The sequence below is a fragment of the Thalassomonas sp. M1454 genome (assembly GCF_007097525.1).
Lineage (GTDB): Bacteria > Pseudomonadota > Gammaproteobacteria > Enterobacterales > Alteromonadaceae > Thalassotalea_A.
In genome coordinates this window covers 340,452-362,732 of the sequence record NZ_VKDD01000002.1, presented here as the reverse complement: position 1 = coordinate 362,732, position 22,281 = coordinate 340,452, and the positions used below count along the sequence as shown (strand labels likewise).

20 protein-coding genes and 5 tRNA genes are annotated in these 22,281 nt (G+C 37.3%); 10 read left to right on the top strand and 15 right to left on the bottom strand.

The window, feature by feature from the left end:
* Positions 1-48 precede the first annotated feature (48 nt).
* Entirely contained in the window at positions 49-747 is a 699-nt protein-coding gene (locus tag FNN08_RS03540) for a cytochrome b/b6 domain-containing protein (RefSeq protein WP_143583371.1), read from the bottom strand.
* Positions 748-940: 193 nt separating this feature from the next.
* On the opposite strand from FNN08_RS03540, the gene FNN08_RS03535 reads away from it, so the two are divergent.
* From FNN08_RS03535 to FNN08_RS03520, 4 genes are all read left to right on the top strand, one after another.
* Positions 941-2,161, top strand: coding sequence for a M24 family metallopeptidase (locus FNN08_RS03535; protein ID WP_143583370.1), 1,221 nt, complete (start codon positions 941-943; stop codon positions 2,159-2,161).
* Between the two features lie 79 nt (positions 2,162-2,240).
* On the top strand, positions 2,241-2,873 hold the full coding sequence (locus tag FNN08_RS03530) for a sulfotransferase (RefSeq protein ID WP_143583369.1): 633 nt from the start codon (positions 2,241-2,243) through the stop codon (positions 2,871-2,873).
* A 116-nt stretch (positions 2,874-2,989) separates the two neighbouring features.
* Positions 2,990-3,556 carry a septation protein A gene (locus tag FNN08_RS03525; protein ID WP_143583368.1) on the top strand — a complete coding sequence of 189 codons (567 nt, stop codon included), beginning with the start codon at positions 2,990-2,992 and terminating at the stop codon, positions 3,554-3,556.
* Between the two features lie 11 nt (positions 3,557-3,567).
* Positions 3,568-3,870 carry a YciI family protein gene (locus tag FNN08_RS03520; protein WP_143583367.1) on the top strand — a complete coding sequence of 101 codons (303 nt, stop codon included), beginning with the start codon at positions 3,568-3,570 and terminating at the stop codon, positions 3,868-3,870.
* Positions 3,871-3,881: 11 nt separating this feature from the next.
* On the opposite strand, the gene FNN08_RS03515 is transcribed toward FNN08_RS03520, so the two are convergent.
* The 3 genes from FNN08_RS03515 to FNN08_RS03505 are packed head-to-tail and all read right to left on the bottom strand — an operon-like array spanning position 3,882 to position 5,934.
* The gene (locus FNN08_RS03515) at positions 3,882-4,070 is read right to left on the bottom strand and encodes a hypothetical protein (RefSeq protein WP_143583366.1); all 189 of its coding nucleotides are present in this window, start codon (positions 4,068-4,070) and stop codon (positions 3,882-3,884) included.
* A gap of 12 nt (positions 4,071-4,082) precedes the next feature.
* Positions 4,083-4,865 (bottom strand): polysaccharide deacetylase family protein, encoded by a 783-nt coding sequence (locus FNN08_RS03510; RefSeq protein ID WP_143583365.1) that lies wholly within the window; start codon positions 4,863-4,865, stop codon positions 4,083-4,085.
* Positions 4,866-4,869: 4 nt separating this feature from the next.
* Complete coding sequence (locus FNN08_RS03505) at positions 4,870-5,934, bottom strand: AI-2E family transporter (RefSeq protein WP_143583364.1); 1,065 nt, start codon at positions 5,932-5,934, stop codon at positions 4,870-4,872.
* 196 nt (positions 5,935-6,130) lie between these two features.
* On the opposite strand from FNN08_RS03505, the gene FNN08_RS03500 reads away from it, so the two are divergent.
* Positions 6,131-7,033, top strand: coding sequence for a TIGR01777 family oxidoreductase (locus FNN08_RS03500; protein ID WP_143583363.1), 903 nt, complete (start codon positions 6,131-6,133; stop codon positions 7,031-7,033).
* A 171-nt stretch (positions 7,034-7,204) separates the two neighbouring features.
* Positions 7,205-9,034 carry a DUF4955 domain-containing protein gene (locus FNN08_RS03495; RefSeq protein ID WP_143583362.1) on the top strand — a complete coding sequence of 610 codons (1,830 nt, stop codon included), beginning with the start codon at positions 7,205-7,207 and terminating at the stop codon, positions 9,032-9,034.
* Between the two features lie 94 nt (positions 9,035-9,128).
* Here FNN08_RS03495 and FNN08_RS03490 read toward each other — a convergent pair whose 3' ends face one another.
* Together FNN08_RS03490 and FNN08_RS03485 are read right to left on the bottom strand one after the other, a co-directional pair.
* The gene (locus FNN08_RS03490; protein ID WP_143583361.1) at positions 9,129-11,627 is read right to left on the bottom strand and encodes an ABC transporter permease; all 2,499 of its coding nucleotides are present in this window, start codon (positions 11,625-11,627) and stop codon (positions 9,129-9,131) included.
* 2 nt (positions 11,628-11,629) lie between these two features.
* Entirely contained in the window at positions 11,630-12,349 is a 720-nt protein-coding gene (locus FNN08_RS03485) for an ABC transporter ATP-binding protein (RefSeq protein WP_143583360.1), read from the bottom strand.
* On the opposite strand from FNN08_RS03485, the gene FNN08_RS03480 reads away from it, so the two are divergent.
* Together FNN08_RS03480 and FNN08_RS03475 are read left to right on the top strand one after the other, a co-directional pair.
* Complete coding sequence (locus FNN08_RS03480) at positions 12,348-12,965, top strand: arylesterase (protein WP_143583359.1); 618 nt, start codon at positions 12,348-12,350, stop codon at positions 12,963-12,965. The genes FNN08_RS03485 and FNN08_RS03480 overlap by 2 nt on opposite strands.
* A 116-nt stretch (positions 12,966-13,081) precedes the next feature.
* Positions 13,082-14,647: an ATP-binding protein gene (locus tag FNN08_RS03475; protein ID WP_143583358.1), complete on the top strand. Its 1,566-nt coding sequence runs from the start codon at positions 13,082-13,084 to the stop codon at positions 14,645-14,647.
* 100 nt (positions 14,648-14,747) lie between these two features.
* Here the strand turns inward: FNN08_RS03475 and FNN08_RS16300 are convergent, their stop codons facing one another.
* The 7 genes from FNN08_RS16300 to FNN08_RS03445 form a co-directional block, all read right to left on the bottom strand.
* Positions 14,748-14,915 (bottom strand): hypothetical protein, encoded by a 168-nt coding sequence (locus FNN08_RS16300; protein ID WP_185962557.1) that lies wholly within the window; start codon positions 14,913-14,915, stop codon positions 14,748-14,750.
* A gap of 404 nt (positions 14,916-15,319) precedes the next feature.
* On the bottom strand, positions 15,320-15,790 hold the full coding sequence (locus FNN08_RS03470; RefSeq protein WP_143583357.1) for a GFA family protein: 471 nt from the start codon (positions 15,788-15,790) through the stop codon (positions 15,320-15,322).
* Positions 15,791-15,938: 148 nt separating this feature from the next.
* Positions 15,939-16,014 (bottom strand) — tRNA-Glu (locus tag FNN08_RS03465).
* Positions 16,015-16,137: 123 nt separating this feature from the next.
* Positions 16,138-16,213: transfer RNA gene (locus FNN08_RS03460), tRNA-Glu, on the bottom strand.
* A 138-nt stretch (positions 16,214-16,351) separates the two neighbouring features.
* A tRNA-Glu gene (locus tag FNN08_RS03455) sits at positions 16,352-16,427 on the bottom strand.
* A gap of 107 nt (positions 16,428-16,534) precedes the next feature.
* Positions 16,535-16,610: transfer RNA gene (locus tag FNN08_RS03450), tRNA-Glu, on the bottom strand.
* Between the two features lie 105 nt (positions 16,611-16,715).
* Positions 16,716-16,791 (bottom strand) — tRNA-Ala (locus tag FNN08_RS03445).
* A gap of 407 nt (positions 16,792-17,198) precedes the next feature.
* On the opposite strand from FNN08_RS03445, the gene yvcK reads away from it, so the two are divergent.
* Positions 17,199-18,116, top strand: a complete 918-nt coding sequence (gene yvcK / locus FNN08_RS03440) for a uridine diphosphate-N-acetylglucosamine-binding protein YvcK (RefSeq protein WP_143583356.1) — start codon at positions 17,199-17,201, stop codon at positions 18,114-18,116.
* Between the two features lie 118 nt (positions 18,117-18,234).
* On the opposite strand, the gene dcd is transcribed toward yvcK, so the two are convergent.
* A complete protein-coding gene (gene dcd / locus FNN08_RS03435; protein WP_143583355.1) occupies positions 18,235-18,825 on the bottom strand; it encodes a dCTP deaminase in 591 nt (196 codons plus the stop codon).
* 4 nt (positions 18,826-18,829) lie between these two features.
* The gene (gene apbC / locus FNN08_RS03430) at positions 18,830-19,936 is read right to left on the bottom strand and encodes an iron-sulfur cluster carrier protein ApbC (protein WP_143583354.1); all 1,107 of its coding nucleotides are present in this window, start codon (positions 19,934-19,936) and stop codon (positions 18,830-18,832) included.
* A 116-nt stretch (positions 19,937-20,052) separates the two neighbouring features.
* Here apbC and metG point away from each other — a divergent pair, with 116 nt between their 5' ends.
* A complete protein-coding gene (metG, locus tag FNN08_RS03425) occupies positions 20,053-22,086 on the top strand; it encodes a methionine--tRNA ligase (protein WP_143583353.1) in 2,034 nt (677 codons plus the stop codon).
* The last annotated feature ends 195 nt before the right edge of the window (positions 22,087-22,281 follow it).

Here is a 22,281-nt window from a genome sequence, read left to right as displayed (position 1 = left end):
AGGTGTCAGACACCTTGATTGTTTGCGAGCAACTCTGACACCTTGATGTTATTCTTTTGGTAGGTGCTTGTAGCCAGAAAACATGGCTGAAATGATTGAGTTTCTGGTTTTTAGTTCCATGATTACTACTGCCAGAATATGCAAAATTAATAATACGGTGATTACGTAAAAGCTAAATACGTGAGTTTTAATAAATGGGGTGCGCAATTCCCTCATCGCTTTATACGCATTTTGATCCACGTTTTCTTTTGAATAAGGTTTAATTAACGCAACTTTGCTTTTATCTTGGGCAATAGACGTGGCAAAATGTTGACCAAATGGCGGGTAATAAATATCAGTACCGGCAATAACTAGCCCAGTTACCCCTTGTATCAGCATAAACAAGTACAAGGCGGTGATCATTAACTTACCAAATGGGTTATGACCTTTGCTCGCTTTAAATGGCTCGTTACTGTGACTTTTTAAATCCTCGATAAAGCCTTTATTAAACGCTAAAGTTTTTCCCCAACGCTCATAGCCTTTGCCAATAAAGCCAAACACGATACGGATAACTAAGTTAGTAAAAAACACATAACCAACTATGGTGTGTATTGTTTTCAATAAAACTTTACCATCTGTACTTACGCCAAACGTTTTTGCATTTAAAATAAACAAACCCAAAATTATCAAAGTTAAAATCGAAATCACATTTAACCAATGGAATATTCTTATTTTTTTGGACCATACATAAATTGGCTGTAATGCCATAACCCCTCCGTTATTAATTGTTATTTTTATATTACCTGTACTTATAAAATAACAACTTTGTAGGTTTTATCCATGATTTTTGTTGATAACGTGTTTGTGTGATAAATAAATTATTTACTCGCACTCAATAACTACTGAAAAATCACCAGAAACTTAGTACACTCGATGCAAATTTTTAAAGCGAAGTATAATTATGACAAACAATGGTATTGGTGGCTCAAGCGCAGAGCTTGAACTAGCGAAATTAAGTAATATGGCATTGGATATAAAACCTATCGATGCAGTTGAGTACAAGCAGCGTATAGAGAAAGCTCAAGCAATAATGCAAGCTAATGATATCGTCGCTACTTACGTTAATGCCGGTACTAACCTTTATTATTTTACCGGTACTCGCTGGTATGCATCCGAGCGTATGGTTGGCGCTATCATTCCTGCAGTTGGCGAGGTTGAATACATTGCCCCTCATTTTGAAATAAGTACGCTTGAGCAATTCATGGTTATTAATGGCAAGGTTAATAGCTGGCATGAGCATGTTAATCCTTATCAAACTTTTGTTGATGCTTTATCAGCAAAAGGTATCACTTCGGGTAAAGTTGCCATTGATGAATCTACTGCATTTTTTATTGCTAATGGTATTAAACAAGTGGCACCTGAGTTTGATTTGGTTGATGCAAAAGTTGTTACTGCCGGTTGCCGCATGCAAAAGTCAGATAATGAGATTGCCCTATTACAACGTGCTAAAGACATGACTTTACAAGTTCATAAAGCTGCTGCACGTATTTTATATGAAGGTATAACCACTAAAGAAGTAGAAGAGTTTATTAACAATGCCCATAAAGCCGTTGGTGCGCCTGCCGGCTCTTACTTTTGCATTGTTTTATTTGGTGAAGATTCTGCCTACCCACATGGTGTTGCTAACCCTAATCCTTTAGCGATGAATGATATTGTCCTTATTGATACCGGTTGTAAGGTACAAGGATATAATTCAGATATAACCCGTACTTATGTTTTTGGCGAAGCTAGTGAGCGTCAGACTCAAATTTGGAATTATGAAAAACAAGCTCAACGATTAGCCTTTGAAGCAGCTCAATTAGGCCAACCTTGTTCGGTTGCCGACCAAGCGGTACGAGATTACTTGCCTACAGTTGGTTTAGGCGAGAACTACTCTATACCGGGTCTACCTCACAGAACTGGTCATGGTATAGGTTTAGATATCCATGAGTGGCCATATTTAGTGTTAAATGATAAAACCCCACTTGCTGTTGGTATGTGTTTTTCAAATGAGCCAATGATTTGTATACCGGGTGAATTTGGTATTCGCCATGAAGATCATTTTTATATGACTAAAGATGGTCCTAAATGGTTTACCGAGCCTGCACATAGTATCTCCGATCCATTTGGTTATAACGCTTAGTCAAACTTGCTCATATTTAATGGCGCCGCATTTTAACGCCCAGTGACCCTGGGCGCAATTTATCAAAACTCAAGATATTATGACAAACTCCAAAATTTTCATCATAGGCTTACCTAGAACGGCAACAACAAGCATTTGCGTTGCTATGCTAGGTATGGGCTATAAAGTAGCTCATACCTGCTATACCGTTGAGTGTTTAGCTGATGCAGAAGTTATTGCTGACACACCAGCATACAATGACTATCAATTACTCGATAAGCTTTACCCCGGCTCTAAATTTATTTATTTACAACGTGATTTAGAGCTATGGGTGCCATCAATTAAACAATTATTACAACGTATGCACACCAACGTTACCCGCGGTGATGGCGGTTTTAATCCGCATATTAAGCGTTGTTTTAGTGAAACCTTCGCCCCATTTACCTTAGAAAATATAAATAATGATGATTTTTTAGAGCAGTGTTATAACAAGCATCAACAGCACATTGAGCACTATTTTCAAGGCAGAGAAGATGACCTGTTAACCATAGATGTTAGCCACAGTGATAGTTATCAACGTTTAGCCAAATTTGTCCAAGCAGCAAACGTAGAAGGCGAATTTAAACGTATTAATATTGGCGGAAAAGTTAGGGCATGGAAAGATATAACTAACTCGTTAAAGGTACAATCGACTAAAAATGGTCGCATTGATAAAACAATTTACCCTAAATAAATAGTTGCTTACATTACAACACTAGTATGCCTCATAGCCTTTAGGTAGAATATTATTAACCCGCTAGTGATGCATATCACTAACAAATTAAATTACTTACAATTTTGGAGCCATTAATGGTCGCTTTTTTCGAATATATCCCTCTGGTGGTATTTTTCATATTTTATAAAATGTTCGATGTTTTTATTGCTACAGGCGCATTAATCGCGACTTCGGCATTACACTTGATTGTAATGAAAGCGACTGGTAAACCAATCCTGAACCGTCACTGGATTTTCTTTGGTTTAATTGCTGTATTTGGTGGATTAACCATATTCTTTAATAACGATGCTTTTTTAAAGTGGAAAGTAACCATCATTAACGGCCTTTTTGGTATAGCCTTACTGGTAAGTAAATACGTTTTTGATAAAAACCTACTACAAAACTTAATGGGTGAGCAGCTACCACTACCAGAAAAGGTTTGGACTAAATTTAATTTAGCTTGGGTCGCTTTCTTCTTTACCTGTGCACTATTAAACCTTTATATTGCTTTTAATTTTGATCAAGAAACTTGGGTTAATTTTAAAGTGTTCGGTTTAACCGGTTTAACTTTCTTATTTACCATAGTCTCAATTATGTCGATTTATAAATACATTCCCAAAGACGAAGAAGATAACGTTAAAACTATAGAAAATGATAAATAAGGCGCTACAGCATGTTATACGTAATATACAGTGAAGATATTGATAACTCTTTAGAGTTAAGGCTATCTGTACGTGAGCAACACCTTGCTCGCTTAAAGGAGTTACAGACTCAAGGTCGTTTAATTGTTGGCGGTCCATGCCCTGCTATTGATAGCGAAGACCCTGGCAGTGCAGGTTTTACTGGCTCGTTATTAATACTTGAATTTGATAGCTTAGAACAGGCTCAAACTTGGGCGGATGCCGACCCATATGTTACAGCTGGAGTTTATAAATCAGTTACGGTTAAGCCGTATAAGAAAGTTTTTCCACAATAAATAATGGGTACTCAGTTATTTTTTAATGATTGGGTACCTACTTCCTTCTTGGCAAATAATGCAAATGGAATAGCTAACGGCCCTAATAACGCTCCCCAAACAACCCACTTAATTAGCTTTGCACCTTTAAGTTTTGCAATAAAATAGCAAAGCAACATACTTAATAAATTGATCAAAATTAAAATTGAAAGTGGCAGCATCTTCAGCTCCGGCTATTGCTTGGCTTTGTTCCAAGTCATAATATTAATGTATGAGTCTACCCAATAATCAGCTTGGTGAGCATTTAAATATTGTAAAAATTTATTATGCTCCTCAACACTTATACTAAGATGGTCACCACCAACACCATGAAATAGCACATTGATAACGTCTAAATGCTCTGGAAAATTTTCAATGTTTTTAATTAACTCATCTGCTGTCTTAACATTACCGCTAATAACGTCACTAAATGCCGGCTTTGCGCCGTTAGATATGCCTTTAATAGCAACAAATAAACCTTCTATGTGGGGAATATAACTTTCGCCATTGATTAACGTATCAAAACAAGGCGGCGTATACGTACGCTGCACTTTACCATCAATTGCAAATAAGTAAGCATTGGCAAGGTTAATTTCCTCAACAATCGATGCAATGCTACGCTGGTCTAGATCTCGGTGTTTTTGTACCCAATTTCGATTAGGTTTAGAGGCTCTACAATTGTGAAAAATACTGTGATTACCAAGCTCATGGCCAGCGGCTGCAACACTGCGCCATTCGTCTAAACGAGTAGATATTGTTGCTGAACTTAGCTCCAAATAAAATGACGCTTTAAAGCCATAGCGATTTAATGCAGGAATTGCATTATCTAATTGCGAGTTGAGTGCATCATCGTAAGATAAGCTAATTGCTTTTTTAGCAGAGTTAGGCCATTTACTTTCATCCTTGGACTGAGCAGCAAGGCTCAGCAAAAAGCATGGTAGCAATAAGCTTAGATAGAAACGGCCTTTAATAATCACTGACTTATTTTAGCTCGGTTTGAATTTCTTTAATTTCTTGCTCTGCTTCATCTGACAACATTATCGAGATCCACTTACCATCTTGTGATGTTTCAAAAGCAATCTTTATGATCATTGTCAGTGGCACCGACAAAAGCATACCAGCGGTGCCTAACAACCAGCCCCAAAAAATTAATGATAGAAAAACCACTAAGGTTGATAAACCTAAACCTCGGCCTAGGTATCTTGGCTCAACAGCGTTACCCATGATGGTATTTATTATCATATAACCTGCGCCGATCAATAAAGCTGCTGTTGGGTCGAGCTGAACTAATGCTAATAAAACGGCCGGTACTGCAGCAATAATTGAACCTATATTAGGAATATAATTTAATAAAAATGCTAATACGCCCCACAGGATAAAAAAGTCTAGTCCTATCATCCATAACATCAAACTAACCAAACAACCGGTGGCAATACTCACCATAGTTTTTATTGCTAAGTACTGGTTAACTGACGCTAAAAACTTATCAACTTTGCGCATTTTCATTTGCGGGTCTTTCATCGCCATATGCAGCTTGGCTGGTAAACTTGAGGCTTCAAACAGCATAAATACCACAGTTAAAATGATAAAAAATAAATTAGCCATGATACCGCCAAACCCGGAAAGCATATCAGCAGCAAAACCCATTGCAGCAGCAGGATCTAGGTATTCCATTAAAATATCTTTCGATATATGGATATTTACACTGGCTAATTTGTCAATCACACCTGCAAACTTCAACGTTAATTGCTCTCTATATTCAGGCATTAATGCAGAAAGTTCATTAAGCGAATTACCGAGTAAGCCTGCAATAGTGAGTCCAATGCCCACAAAAATAGCAATAACAAGAACCACAGCGATACTTTTGGGAACCCGGTATTGTTCTGCTTTATTAATTAAAGGGTTACAAATAATGGCAATAAAAATAGACAGTAAAAAAGGGATCAAAATACTACTAGCCGTTTTTATGCCCGCCATAATAATAACTAAGGCAGCTAAGGTAAATAGAGTCTTAGATACTGGGCTATTAGGTTTAGATAACTCCATGAAATATCTCTTAATAAAGGTTTTTATTAGTTAATAACCTACCATAACAAAAATATATACAGTTTATAACTTATTTCATTTACTGACTGAGTTACGACCGTTTGATTTTAAAGTTGCAGCACAATGACAAGAGACTATTATTAATACAGCATCTACTTTTAATAACTTTACTCGAGAACATAATTTATAACTTGCTATGAACATTCTCATCACTGGTGGCACAGGGCTAATTGGCTCGGCTTTTATCAATAAGTATCAACACAAATATCACTTTGACATATTAAGCCGTCAACCAGTGGATTTAGGCTGTTATTTTGAAGATAAGAGCAACCTATCTTGGTTAACAGATCTAAAACAGCTTAAGGATGTTAATAAATACGATGCGGTCATTAATTTAGCAGGTGAGCCTATTGTCAATAAGCGTTGGAACCTAGAGCAAAAGCGAGCCATATGTCAAAGCCGTTGGAAAATAACCTCTACTTTAAGTAAATTAATTAATGATTCATCCACGCCGCCAAATGCCTTTATTTCCGGTTCAGCTATAGGCTATTACGGCCGACAAGGTAGCGAAAAAATAGATGAATCCTTCGACGACTTTTACCCAGAATTCAGTCATAAAATATGTAAAGTTTGGGAGGAAAAAGCAAGTTTAGCTCAAGAAAAAACACGAGTGTGTATTATGCGCACGGGTATCGTATTAGATAAAGATCAAGGGGCATTAAAAAAAATGCTGCCAGCATATAAATTTGGATTAGGTGGTCGGTTATCTCATGGTAATCAGTACATGTCATGGATCCATATTGACGATATGGTTGCAGCCATTGAGTTTTTATTAACCCAGAGCTCTTGCCAAGGTCACTACAACCTAACGGCTCCAGTACCTGTTACGAATAGAGAATTCAGTAAAACTTTAGCAAGTACACTAAGACGACCAAATATAGCAACTATGCCAGCCTTTGCTTTGCGCTTACTGCTTGGCGAGATGTCTGATTTATTATTGTTTGGCCAAAGAGTTATACCTAAAAACTTACTCGAACAAGATTTTAAGTTTACTTACCCGGAACTGAATATCGCCTTAGTAAATTTACTTAACAAATAATCCCAATTCAAAAGTTAAACATTTTATTTAACATTTCTTCATTAAAGATAATACGGGTGGATTTAATAGTGTTTAATGCTTTATATTGAGTGCTAAATAAATGTAAGTTTTTAGCGCTAATAACATTTCACTAGTTAAAACTTATTCAAATATCACTCGGTCAGGGGCTTTATGCTTAATAATAATTTATACATTCGATTCAAAAGCAATTTAGCCACGCAGTTATTTTTTGCATTTTTTCTTATGATAACGACTCTTACATCACCTCGAGTTTGGGCAGATGAGTCTATTTTATGGCAACAATTTAAAAACGCTAAACTTAATAATTCTGAGCCTACTTTACCTGACTTTTCTTATGCTGGTTATGATTACTCTGAAAGTGATCTCCCTGACACAAGTGACTGGACGGTCTTTAATGTAGAAGATTATGGCGCCGTAGCTAATGATGGTTTGTATGATGATGTGCCGATACAATTGGCAATAAATGCTGCCGAAGATGCTGGTGGTGGTGTAGTTTTCTTCCCCTCTGGACGTTTTATGATAAGTCCTAATGAAATTGTCGGCGAAATTATAACTATCCAAGGTAGTAATATTTTATTAAAAGGCAACGGGGTTGACCAAACGGAAATATTTGCCGATAAAATGAAAGTGAATAACGGCCGGTACATGTTTGAAATAAAGCCTAGTGACTTAGGTGAAACTACCTTAACCACCGTAGTCAAAGACGCTAGCCGTGAAAGCTACGAAATCGAAGTAGCTGACGCTTCAAACCTTACTGTGGGGCAACGGATTATTATACGAACAGACAGTTCTGAATTTGCTCAAACATATTATGCTCCTCAACAGTTAGATCCTGCATGGACAAGATTATTTACCGATGGATTTAGGTTAAGAGAGCTTCATATTGTTGCGGCTATAAATGGTAACCTAGTTACCTTACGAGAACCTTTACATATAAATTTAACTCTTGGCAGTGAGCCAATAAAAGTTCGTAGTTATAACATGTTAACCAATGTTGGTATTGAAGATATCTTGTTTAAAGGTAATTGGGATAGCTATCCAGAAGTATTTGAACACCACAAAAATGACATTCATGATTATGCCTGGAACGCGCTTCGCTTAGATAATGTTGCTAATGGCTGGATCCGTAATTGTGAATTTAAAGATTGGAATCAAGGTATTTATATCGATGGCTCATCGGCATTAACGTTAGAAAACATATTGTTATCCGGAAAAAAGGGTCACATGTCTATCCATACTAGGCGTTCTTATGGTGTGTTAGTTAAAGACTCTGAAGATACAGCCGGACATCACCATGGGCCGGGTGTGGGTTATTCAGCAGCAGGAACTGTATATTTACGCCATAAAATGTTTCCTGAACAACGAATAGATAGCCATTCAGGTAGCCCTTACGCAACATTAATGGATGGTGTTACACGTGGACAATTATATGGCAGTGGAGGCCCCCATGAGAGCTATCCTCATCATGGTAAATATTATGTATTTTGGAATTTTTTATTAGAGGGAGGTCCAAATAGTTACAATTTTTGGCCTATTAATGATCGCAATGGCAATACTTTTGCTATGCCCTACTTTATTGGCTTACATGGCAAAAGTATTACGATGACAGAAGGTACTTATGGGGCAAATGAATTAAATGGGGAGCTAGCAGAGCCATCTTCCTTATTTGAAGCTCAGCTGACATTGCGCCTAGACAATAATAACTATGTTAAAACAGACCCTGAGACTCCCGAAAATCCGGTAACTCCCCAAGATCCTGAAACTCCTGAAGAATCTGAAACTCCTGAAGAGTCTGAAACTCCTGAAGAGTCTGAAACTCCTGAAGAGTCTGAAACTCCTACACAACCTGATAGTGAGGAAGATAATTCAAGTGGTGGTGGCAGCGGCAACTTTTCACTATTAAGCCTTTGCTTTGTCTTTTGGTTATGCCGCTTTAAACCAGTTGTTAAACAGGTAAAGTCAAAACGTTTGAATACTTAAAGATACTTTTAAGGTTAAAATTTTAGATAATAAAAAAGCCTGAATATTCAGGCTTTTTTCAGTTATTACATTAGATCCTAATTAAATCAACACATTAAAGCGTTCTTCGAATTAACGTTAGGCTCGATAGCTTTAATAAACGCCAGCACGACATAAAGCCAACACTACCAACAAACAGTGCGCCAACACTTATACCAACAAACCAGTAAAATCCGTGGAATGAAGTAGCCATCTCAAAAACATTCAATTGAATGAAAAATACTGCCACTTCCATTGCCACGCTGGCTAATAATCCTGATATAGCGCCAAGTACAACAAACTCTAACAGAGTTGAATTACGTAAAAGACTACCTTTAGCTCCCAAGGTTCGTAAAATAGCTAGCTCACGCTCACGCTCTTCCATACTGGCTTGCACTTGTGCAACAAGGACAAGCGATCCTGCAATCACCACAAGTAATAAAATAAACTCTATCGCGATAGATACTTGTTCAATCACGGTACGTAATTGTGAAATCATTGCTTCAACATCAATAACACTAATGGTTGGATACGATGATAAAAATTGTTGGAAATCTTGCTTGTTAACACTTGGCACATGCATCGATGCAATATAAGTAACAGGGAAGTCGGCTAATACGCCAGCACTAAAAATCATATAGAAATTAGGCTGCATACTTCTCCAGTTAACTTCTCTGATACTTGTTACCGGAATACGAATTTTTTCACTTCCTATTTGAAATGACAGTTCATCACCAACAGCCACATTTAATCGCTCGGCTAATTTTGATTCAATAGAAACCGCAGGAGTATTATCTGTTTCACTAAACCACTGACCTTCAATAACGACATTTTCAGCTGGCAGCTCTTGTTGCCAGGTCATATTTAGCTCACGGCCAAGCCCTTGCCTACCGTTATCGCTGTTATCATCTTGCTCTTTACTGGCTTTTTTTAATAATTTTTCATCATTAATTGCGGTTAATCTTCCTCTAATAATAGGAAACAGCTGACTAGCGCTAAGTTCATTGGCTTGTAAGAACTCTTCAACCTTAGGTACTTGTGATTGATTAATATTTACTAAAAATTGATTTGGGGTGTTTTCGGGTAGTTGCGCCTGCCATTCGTCAATTAAATCAGTACGCACAACAAGCATAAGTAATAAGAGCATGATAGCGATAGTAAAACTGACTAATTGCACATTGTTTTGTTTTGCGCGGCGTTTTAAATTGGCAATAGCTAAGTGCAATGACTGCCCTGCTCCTGAGCCTATCTTTCTACCTAGAGAGATTAATACACGGCCAAATAGAACCAGTACTGCCACAATTACAGCTGTGCTTAACAGTAAAACTAACGATAAGATTATATTTTTCGAAAACAACAGTAATAATACAAATACAGCACTTATCGCAGGTACTACTGACTGCCAACGGGCGATTGAAGTAAAACCATTAAAGCCCCTAATGACAGATAACACCGGAGTTGCAACTAACTCTTTTAATGGTGCATAAGCAAACGCACATGCACATAATAGTCCTGTTGTTATGGCAACGGTAAGTGGATACCAATACGAAGCTTGTGTAGACGTTGGCAAATAACTAGCCATATATTGCAAAGCGTAGTACTGCATAATAAAACCTACACATAAACCAATGATGATTGAAAAGGCAGACAAACTGCTCCAATGCAATAAATACAGGTTACGGATGTAATTTTTATTTGCGCCCATCGCTTTAAATACAGTAACCATAGGCTGATGACGCTGACCATAGCGTTTACTTGCAACAGATACAGCAACAGCAGCAAGAAGAATACCCAACATACTAGCTAATGATAAAAAGCTTTCTGCGCGCTTAAGCGCACTAGCAAGTGGCGACTGCTGGCTTTTAATATCATACCAGCGCTGATTCTCTTCAACTTGCGGTGTAAGCCAGTCATCAAAACTGTCAACATCAGCTTTTTCACCGGCAAATAGGTAACGATAAGTAAGCCTGCTACCAGGTTGGACAACTTTAGTTTGTTCAATATCAGCAAAATTTAAAAATACTCTTGGCCCTTGCGTAAAAACGCTAAACGACGCATCCGGCTCTTTATTAATTACACCTGCTATTTTTAGATTTGCAGCGCCTAATTCAACACTATCGCCTATTTCAACACTAAGTTTAGTTAGTAAAGATTTATCAACCCAAATACTGCCTTTGCTTGGTGCGCTCAATGCTACCGGGCCATTATCAGATTCAATTAAGAGCTCGCCACGAAGTGGGTAACCTTGCTCTACAGCTTTAACATTAACTAACTGCATTTCGTCTTGGGCGAACGCCATTGAAGAAAACAATAGCATCTGCACACTTTGTAAATTTTGCTCTTGGGCTTTAATTAAAATGCTTTCATTGGCGGGACGAGAGGACTGCAGTACTCTATCTGAAGCTATAAAACTATTACTTTCATTGACTAATGCAGACTTAATTTGTTGGGAAAAACCAGATAACGAAAAAACAGTAGCCACGGCTAAAATAATCGCAAAACAAATAATAGTGAGTTCGCCACGTTTAAGCTCATGGCGGAATAATCGTAATGATTGTTTGATCCACATAGGCATAGTTAGCTTACCTCAGCCATTATTTGCTGCTCAATAAAACGACCAGAATCCATAGTTAACTGGCGCTGACAACGCAGAGCTAGCTTTTGATCATGGGTAACCAGTACCAATGTTGTCCCCTGCTGTTGGTTTAAATCAAATAATAAACTGCTGATATACTCACCTGTTTTACTATCTAGATTGCCCGTAGGCTCATCGGCAAATAAAATATCTGGTTTAGACACAAATGCTCGAGCAATAGCAACTCGCTGTTGCTCACCACCAGAAAGCTGGCTAGGGAAATGATCGACCCTATCGCCTAAACCAACTTTAGCCAGCATTTCAAGCGCTTGCTCTTTGGCATTATCATCATTTGCCAGTTCAGCAGGAAGCATAACGTTTTCAAGTGCTGTAAGACTGCTTATTAATAAGAATGACTGAAAGATAAAACCAACATGATCAGCCCTTACTTTACTGCGTTGTTCTTCATCAAAGGTATGCATTGGTTTTTGCTTAAGGTATATTTCACCAGAGCTTGGTAAATCCAGTCCGGCTAAAATTGACAATAAGGTAGTTTTACCTGATCCTGACGCTCCGATTATCGCAACACTTTCGCCAGACTTGACTTGTAAGTCAATTGGTTGAAGGATAGTAAGAGGTTTTGCTCCAGACTTACCACTACCCGTGACGACAGTTTTTGTGAGCTTTTGGCAGTCTAAAATTATTTCAGGTGATGTATTCATGATAAAAAGATTTCTTCTGTGTTTAATTCTTATAGTTACTAATACGTTAGTAAACCAGAGTTTGGCTCAAAACTCTATTCTCCTTTTAGGAGATAGTTTAAGTGCTAGCTATGGAATGCAAGAAAAAGACGGCTGGGTTATGTTATTAAATAACCAACTTAAACAAGATAAATCAGGCTATCACATCATCAATGCTAGCATTAGCGGCGAGACTACAGGTGGCGGTTTAGCTAGACTTCCGGGAATTTTAGATAAAAATAAAATTGATTATTTACTTATCGAACTTGGCGGTAATGATGGCTTAAGAGGATTTTCTCCTAAGCTAATTAAAAATAACTTGTTACAAATTATTGACTTGGCACAAACTAAAAATATCCAAGTTTTATTAGCTGAAATACAGATCCCGCCAAATTATGGTCCAAGATATAATAAAATGTTCAGTGATGTTTTTAGCAGTGTGGCAAAGGAAAAGAATGTTGCCTTATTGCCCTTTTTTATTGCCAGCGTTGCCATTAACCCAGATTTAATGCAAGGCGATGGTATACATCCAACTAAAGATGCACAGCCAATTATCGCTAGTGAAATGAAGTCGACTCTCGATGTTTTGATAAAATAAAGAGGATAATTGCTCGTTAAATAATTGCACTTTTAACCAAATATATTGCTTTTAAAAATAGAGTTACAAACAAAAAATTGTTATATTTGGCTGTCTTTTATTAGCTGAGATTTCCCGTGGTCCCATCCGAAATAAGTTTATATATTCAAAACTTCATTAACGAACATGATATTCAAGGTGTTCAACATGGCTTATTAAATCAAATTGTTAATGAAATCGATGCCGTTATTTTAGTTAAAGACACCGCAGGTCGTCACATCTTTGTTAACAGTTACTATGAACAAGCGGTTGGATGTAAAATTGCCGATGTTATTGGTAGAACGGATAAAGAAATATTTAACGATAATGATACCATCGAAAAAATAGTATCTAAAGACAGGCAAGTTTTGGAAACGGGTATTAGCTTACGTTATGAAGAATTAATTCCCTCTAACTTTGGTGAACAGTTTTATTACCTAACCACGAAAACGCCGCTGTTTGACACAAATAACAATATTATAGGCGTCATTTGTTTAGCAACAGATATAACTAAGCAAAAATTATTAGAACAAGAATTACAGTTTCAAGCTAAATTAAAAAATGAATACTTAGCCAAAGTAAGCCACGAGATCAGAACCCCATTAAATTCAATTGTAGGCTTATCTGAAATAACTCAACAAAAGTTTGACTCTGCCGAACTTCCCAGTGAATTAAGTAATTATCTAAACAACATTCAGCAAGCATCTGAACATTTATCTAATATTGTTAACGACATTCTCGATATATCCAAGCTAACAACCTCAACCATGCGACTTGAACAGAAGCCATTCTGCTTACAAGAATCAGTAGAGAAAGTTAAATCGATAGCTAAGCCTTTTGTGTTAAATAAACCAGTTAAATTAGAATTTATTTGTGAGAATTTGCAAAACATAAACGTCATAGGTGATGAAACTCGCTTAATGCAAATCTTTATCAACCTAATCAATAACTCTTGTAAATACACTAACCAAGGCAGTATTCAAGTTATCATAAGGTGTCATGTACAAGACGATTGCATATATTTAAGTGGTAAAGTTAAAGATACAGGTATTGGTATTGCCAAAGAAAATTTAGACACTATCTTCACCTCTTTTTATCAAGAGCCGAATCAACAAAATGAACAAATTAAAGGTTGTGGTCTAGGTTTAAATATAAGTAAAGAGCTAATCAAAGCTATGGATGGTGTTATTGAAGTTAATAGTGAACCTGGCATAGGTAGCACTTTTAGCTTTGTTGTTAAGCTTAATAAAGGGCTTACGCAAGTAACAAATAATGCAAATACCGACGATGTTTCAGCACTAATAGGTAAAAAAGTCTTATTAGTTGATGATTTACCAATGAATATCACTGTACCAAAATTCCATTTAGACGCTTTAGGTGTTGAGCACTTTTACGCTAAAGATGGACTAGATGCCCTACATCAATGCGAACAGCAACAGTTTGATCTTATTTTTATGGATATGCGCATGCCAATTATGGATGGCATAGAAGCGACTAAACAAATCAAAAAACTCGGTAATTATAAAAACACGCCAATCATTGCCCTAACAGCGAATGCAAGTTCAGCTGACAAATCAGAGTGTATTGATGTGGGAATGAAAGATTTATTAGCAAAACCAGTTAATAAAAAAATGTTAGTAGACTCATTAATTAAGTATATCTAAGAGTGATTACATTAATTTTTTGTGAGATGAAACCAATAGTTAAAACTGGATGGGTACCTGTAAAACAATACAAATACCCACCTATTTTTACACTAAAAGATTAAGCTTGATAAATAGACTCAAGAAAACTTTTAGATTCGTTAAGATCAGTAAATTCAAACAACTGTGAACCATTTTTATCTTTAACAACTACGTTGAGTTTGTTAACAGAAATTCGCTCTACAGGTGCTGTAATTGAATACACCTTTCCTTTATATGTATAAGACATAATAAACCTCTTTAAACCGTGCATAAATGCACATATAAGAAAAAGCTTTATTATCGTTAGAACTAGATTTTTATATCAATTTTTTTAAAATTAAAACAACACAAGGTAGCAAAATTATAGATCTTAAGATCCAAATAATTTGCTTAAACCAACAATAAATAAGCTTACGCTGTGGTGATGACTAACTGTGAAAGGGAAAGACAAACACGTATTATCTTTTCGATAATAGGTTAAATAAACGAGAGGAGAATAAATAACTCGGCAAATATACAGGCCCTTGTTGAAAAAGTAAACAGCTAAATAGCTAAACTCATAATTTAATTATGCTACGCATCTAATGTGTGCCCTACTCACTTTGAAATAAGTAAATCTGGCATCATAAATACGCATCAAACAATTACAACTCATAGCTTACCTAACGATCTAAGCACGAGCTTGATATCATCAATAGTTTTAGGCTGTTCAGCCATTCGCCTAGTTTCAGTCACCACATTGGGAAACCATGTTGGCAGGTAGCAATTCCAAACAGAAACATCAGGAGCTGCAATTTTAGGATTGGTAAAATTACCTAAAGGTATGCCAGTCATTTTTTCACCATAAACATCATCAGCCCAGGGAATATCAAACGCTAGCGAACCTCCACACTCAGGACAAAAGATAAATTCTATTTCTCTGCCCTCTTCAGCTTTTCGAGTAAACGTTTTAAACTCGCCCTTAATCTCTACGTCTTTAGCTTTATAGTACAAATGAAAACTTGTTGGTGTACCCGTTCTTCTTTGACAATCTTCGCAACTACATTGACCGTGCATTAAATAGTTATTAGCACACACGATTTGTAGCTGACCACACTGGCATTGAGCAACTTCTTTAGTCATTAATTATCACTCTGTGATGAAATATATTTATAGAGCTTAGTACATTTGTACAGATGTTGAAGATTTAATCAGGCTTTCGGATATATGGAATGGTAAATTTCAGACACAAAAAAGCCGACTTGCGTCGGCTTTTTTGTCACTTAGAAAGTGGCGTCCCCAAGGGGATTCGAACCCCTGTTACCGCCGTGAAAGGGCGGTGTCCTAGGCCTCTAGACGATGGGGACGCTGAAAACGATTATGAAACTTGGTTTCAAGTTTTTAATTTTTATAAATAAAAATTAAAAGTTTATAGCGTTCTTCACCAGTAAACTGGTTAAGACCTAAGATTAAAAAGTTGATAAAGTAAGTGGCGTCCCCAAGGGGATTCGAACCCCTGTTACCGCCGTGAAAGGGCGGTGTCCTAGGCCTCTAGACGATGGGGACGCAGAACAGTCTTACCAAATATATTTTTATATTCTGCGCTAGCAGTAAATATTAAAAACATATCCTTTAAACTCTTTTCTGTGTCCGGAGTAAACTCCTGGCACTAGAACTTAATCACTTAAGTTATCTAAAATAAGTTGGCGTCCCCAAGGGGATTCGAACCCCTGTTACCGCCGTGAAAGGGCGGTGTCCTAGGCCTCTAGACGATGGGGACGCAGAAAACGATTGCGAAACAATGTTTTGGTTTTCTGTGTCTGGTGATATACACCCGGCACTAAGAACTTTTATATACCTAACGGTACAACTTATTTTTTAAAAAATTGGCGTCCCCAAGGGGATTCGAACCCCTGTTACCGCCGTGAAAGGGCGGTGTCCTAGGCCTCTAGACGATGGGGACGCTGGTGTTATCAATTAAGTTAACATTCGCATTGTTATATATAAATATATACCATCTCACAAGTAAACTTGTGTCGGTTTTTGCCAAAACCTAAAAGAAGTAAGTTGGTGGAGCTATGCGGGATCGAACCGCAGACCTCTTCGCTGCCAGCGAAGCGCTCTCCCAGCTGAGCTATAGCCCCGGGACTTCTTACTTTCATGAGCGACCTAGACTCCTTGAAAGCGAGGCGAATTCTAGACACCCCATGTAAAACTGTCAACACCTTTTTTTAAGAAAACGGTAAAAAAAACCTTTTTTTTGATTAACCGCTCATAATTCGATCGCTTTGATGACTTTTTGACTAATTTTGTTACACAAAGCACTATTGTTTCGATTCATCTTAACTAATTAAATTTAAGCAGCCAATAAAAACATCTCTATTATTAAGGTTACACTTTTTTTATAGCTTAATTTGTTGTTTTAACATTAGAATAGTGAAAAATATAAAAATACTTTTCTATAATACATTGTAGATATTAAAAAAATTAATAACACAAACCTATTCTCATTACTTATTTTCTTTCTAGGTTTGTAAGGCTAAATATATAAATGAAGATTAAAAATTTAAAAGTCGTTGCCATTGGCGGCGGCCATGGTTTAGGTAGAGTACTATCTACCCTATCCTTTTTAGGAGATCAGTTAACTGGGGTTGTAGCAACTACAGATAATGGTGGTTCAACGGGTAAATTACGTAAGCGTAGTAGCTCAATCGCCTGGGGCGATTTACGTAACTGTTTAACGCAATTGGTTGACTCAAACTCTATAGGTAGCCAACTATTAAATTTTCGATTTGATGGCTCTGATGAACTTGAAGGTCACAATTTAGGTAACCTTATTCTTTACGGCCTAAATGAATTACACTCTCGCCCACTTGACTCAATCAAATTAATGCGAGCTATACTGCGCGTAAGAACTCGTGTTCAACCTATGTCTGAAACGCCAACAGACTTAATGGCATTTTATGAAGAAGGCCGTTGTCGTGTCGGTGAAATATCGGTTGATGACATGGGCAGCATGCCAAAAAATATGATGCTAGCTCCTTTAGTAAAAGCGATGCCTGAAACTTTAAATGCTATTGCCGCAGCTGATTTAATTATATTAGGGCCTGGCAGCTTTTTAACTTCAATAGTGCCTCCTCTGTTAGTAAGAGATATCGCTAATGCGATTGCCACAAGCAAAGCACGATGTATTCTTATTGATAACTTAGTCAAAGAAAATAGCCCCGCTGGCGAACTTTCATTAGATGAGAAATTAGAATGGCTAACTTATAACATTGGCTGTCAGCCTGTTGATACGATTATCACAGCCGATATGGATGCTAAATCTGATTTTGTACATTTAATAAAACAACCTTTAGCCAGTCAAAAAGTTGAATACCATCACGATAAAGTACGTTTAATTGATGCGTTAGAACAAGCTATTGAATGCGATCTTAAAGACAAACAAGTAAAAGCGGTAAATTCTTAACGGTTATAGTTATACCACATTGATTAAATTGCTATTAAACAATAAAAATCAAAAGGCCCGATCATAGATCGGGCCTTTTGCGTTTTAATACAATTTGGTAGTACAGATTGTTTAAATCTTATGATTTATCATCTTCACTAATTCGACTCGCTACAGCGCCTGTTTGGCCTTTGTATTTAGCATCTGTACGCTTATTGTATGGACGAAGCGCTGAGCCAGACATAGTTTCAAAATTTAAAGCTGCGATTTTCATACGAGGTCTAAGCGCTAGTGGAAGTTTACCTGAGTTATAAAACTCTAAAACAATTTGCCCAGACCAACCTGGATCGATTCGGTGCGCAGTAACATGTACCATTAAGCCCAAACGAGCTAATGATGAACGACCATCTAACCAGCCAACGATATCATCAGGTAAAGTAACCGACTCATAAGTTACCGCTAAAGCTAACTCACCAGGGTGAAGAAAGAATGCTTCACCATCTTCAACGTGAATTTCATCACTCATTACCGTATTCATCGCATCTTGTACTTGCGCTTTCGGCCCACTCAAATCAATGAATGGTGCATTATGTGATTCAAACACTCGAAATTTATTACCTAAACAAATATCAACACTTACCCCTGAAATCATTGATTCATCAGGTTTAGGTACAATAACAATTTTTTCTTGGTCAAGTAATTCTTGAATATCTTTATCGCAAAGTCTCATGATTTTATTCTTCTGTGGTATTTGTGTGAGTTATATTGGTTGTATAAGGGCTATTTGCATCAAGTTGATAATAAAGCGTTGCTGCCATGTTTCGAGCTATTTTACGGTACATTTGGGTAATTTCGCCAGTTGAATTTGCAAAAACTGTAGAAATGCCACTATCGCAGTCCTCTCTTACTTGCATATTAAGTGGTAATTGCCCTAATAAATCAACATTATTTTGCTTAGCAATGCGCATTGCCCCACCTTGACCAAATAAATGAGCTTGATGACCACAGTTTTCACAGATGTGATAACTCATGTTTTCAATAATACCAAGTACTGGTACTTGTACTTTATCAAACATGCTGACACCTTTTATCGCATCAATAAGGGCAATATCTTGTGGCGTAGTAATAACGGTAGCTGCCGCAACAGGTACTTTTTGTGAAAGCGTTAGCTGGATATCGCCAGTGCCCGGAGGCATATCTATAATAAGATAATCTAAATCAGGCCAAGCGGTTTCATTGAGTAATTGATTAAATGCAGTACTTGCCATTGGGCCGCGCCATACGGTGGCTTGTGAGTCAGAAACTAAAAAGCCAATCGACATAGCGGTTAAACCATTAGCCTCAAGTGGTTGCATAGTTTTACCATCGAGTGATGACGGCTTTTGCTCCTGTAAACCTAGCATAGTTGGTATAGATGGCCCGTAAATATCGGCATCTAAAATTCCTACCTTAGCCCCTTCAGCAATAAGAGAATAAGCAAGGTTAACCGCAGTAGTTGATTTCCCTACTCCGCCTTTTCCAGATGCGATAGCAATAATATTTTTAATGCCGTTAATATTATGACGACGCACAGGCTTTATATCTAAAGCTAGCGATAACTCAATATCGATATCGAATTTACTTACTAACTCTCTAGCAATATCTTCTAACTCCCCCTGACAAGGAAACGGCAGAGTGAATTCTAAAATATAAGTATTGTCTTCCAGCTTAATATTAAACTGATTAACGCTCGCTAATACGCCATCAGGAAATGATTGTGAGCGATAGTCATTGAGGTAAGCCTCAATGTCTTGAGTAAATTGTGCAGGCTTTTCGCCTTTAGAAAACAGCTTTTTAAACATAATGTCCGGCTTTTATTGCTATTTATGATAATTATTGATGAAAAAACACGTTAAATTCTGTACTATCCCTGCCCATATTACTATTAAATTTTTCATAAATTAGGCAAGTTCGATCTATGACTAGCAAAAATCGCAAAATTCTTGTGACCAGTGCACTACCTTATGCCAATGGACCAATCCATTTAGGTCACTTATTAGAGTACATTCAGACTGATATTTGGGTACGTTTTCAAAAAATGCGTGGCCATGAAGCATACTACGTTTGTGCTGATGACGCTCATGGTACGCCAATCATGCTCAAAGCGCAGCAGTTAGGTATTTCACCGGAAGAAATGATCAACAATGTGCGTGAAGAGCACATGGCTGATTTTGCTGGCTTTAATATTGAGTTTGATAACTATCATTCAACACACAGTGATGAAAACCGTGTGTTTGCTGAAGAAATATATAATCGTTTGCACGCTAAAGGTCATATTAAAACTCGCACTATCCAGCAATTATTCGATCCTGAAAAAGAAATGTTCCTGCCAGATCGTTTCGTAAAAGGTACATGTCCTAAGTGTAAGAGTGAAGATCAAAACGGCGATAACTGTGATAACTGTGGTGAAACCTACTCTCCGACAGATTTAATTAATCCAGTATCTGTTGTTTCTGGTGCGACACCAGTATTAAAAGATTCAGAGCATTACTTTTTCGACTTACCTGCATTTGAAGAAATGCTAAAAGAATGGACTCGTAGTGGTTCTCTACAAGAAGAAATGGCCAATAAACTTGGCGAATGGTTTGAGTCTGGTTTACAACAGTGGGATATCTCACGCGATGCACCATATTTTGGTTTTGAAATTCCAAACGCTCCGGGTAAATTCTTTTACGTATGGTTAGACGCGCCAATTGGTTACATGGGTAGCTTTAAAAACTTATGTGATAAGCGTGGCATTAACTTTGATGAGTTCTGGGAAAAAGACTCTACTGCAGAGCTTTACCACTTCATTGGTAAAGATATTATCTATTTCCACTCGTTATTCTGGCCTGCGATGTTAAGCGGCGCTGATTACCGCCAGCCAACATCGGTTTACGCTCATGGTTTTGTTACGGTTAATGGTCGTAAGATGTCTAAATCAAAAGGTACTTTCATTAAAGGTCGTACTTATTTAGATCACTTAAACCCTGAATTTTTACGTTATTACTTTGCCGCTAAATTAACTAGCCGTATTGACGATTTAGATTTAAACCTTGAAGACTTTGCTCAGCGTGTAAACTCTGACTTAGTGGGTAAGGTAGTAAACATTGCCTCTCGTTGTGCCAGCTTTATCTCGAAGAAATTCGACGGTATGTTATCAACGAACATTGATGATCAAGAGCTTGCTGATGAAGTAATGAATGCTGGTGACTCAATTGCCGCACTTTATGAAAGTAGAGAGTTTGGCCGTGCAATGCGTGAAATTATGGCATTAGCAGATAAAGTTAACGAATATATTGCCGTTAAAGAGCCATGGCAGTTAATTAAAGAAGAAGGTAAACAACAAGAAGTTCAAGATATCTGTTCACTAGGTATTAACTTGTTCCGTATCTTAATGATTTACCTTAAGCCAGTATTACCTGAGCTTGCTGCTAAAACTGCAGGTTTCTTAAATGATGAGTTAATTTGGGAAGGTCATAAAGCCTTACTAGTTGATCATAAAGTAAATAAATTTAAAGCGTTATTACAACGCGTAGAAATGGATAAAGTAAACGCTATGGTTGATGATTCAAAAGACAACTTAGTTGCAACACAAGACGTTGCAGAGCCTGTAACAGGCCCTTTAGCAGACGATCCGATCGCCGATGAAATTGGTTTTGAAGATTTTGCTAAAGTAGATTTACGTGTAGCAAAAATTGTTGTTGCTGAGCACGTAGAAAAAGCAGATAAATTATTGCGCATTGAAGTAGATTTAGGCGGCGAAACGCGTCAAATATTTGCGGGTATTAAATCAGCTTATCAACCAGAAGATTTAGTAGGTAAATTAACAGTTGTTGTTGCTAACCTTGCGCCTCGTAAGATGCGCTTTGGTATGTCAGAAGGTATGATCATTGCTGCTGGCCCTGGCGGTAAAGACATCTTCATCTTAAATCCAGATGATGGTGCACAGCCTGGCCAACGTGTAATGTAATTTACACCGAATAGCTCTTGGCTATAAAAGATAAGGCGAACGCTCCTATTAATGGGCCGTTCGCCTTTTTAATGGCTTAATTTTATTAAAAATATTCGCTCAGCATTAACACAGCTGATGTAAAGAAAGGTAAATAATTTTCAACTCTACCATACCTGCATGCTAAGTTATGAATATCTAAAGACTTTATTGATA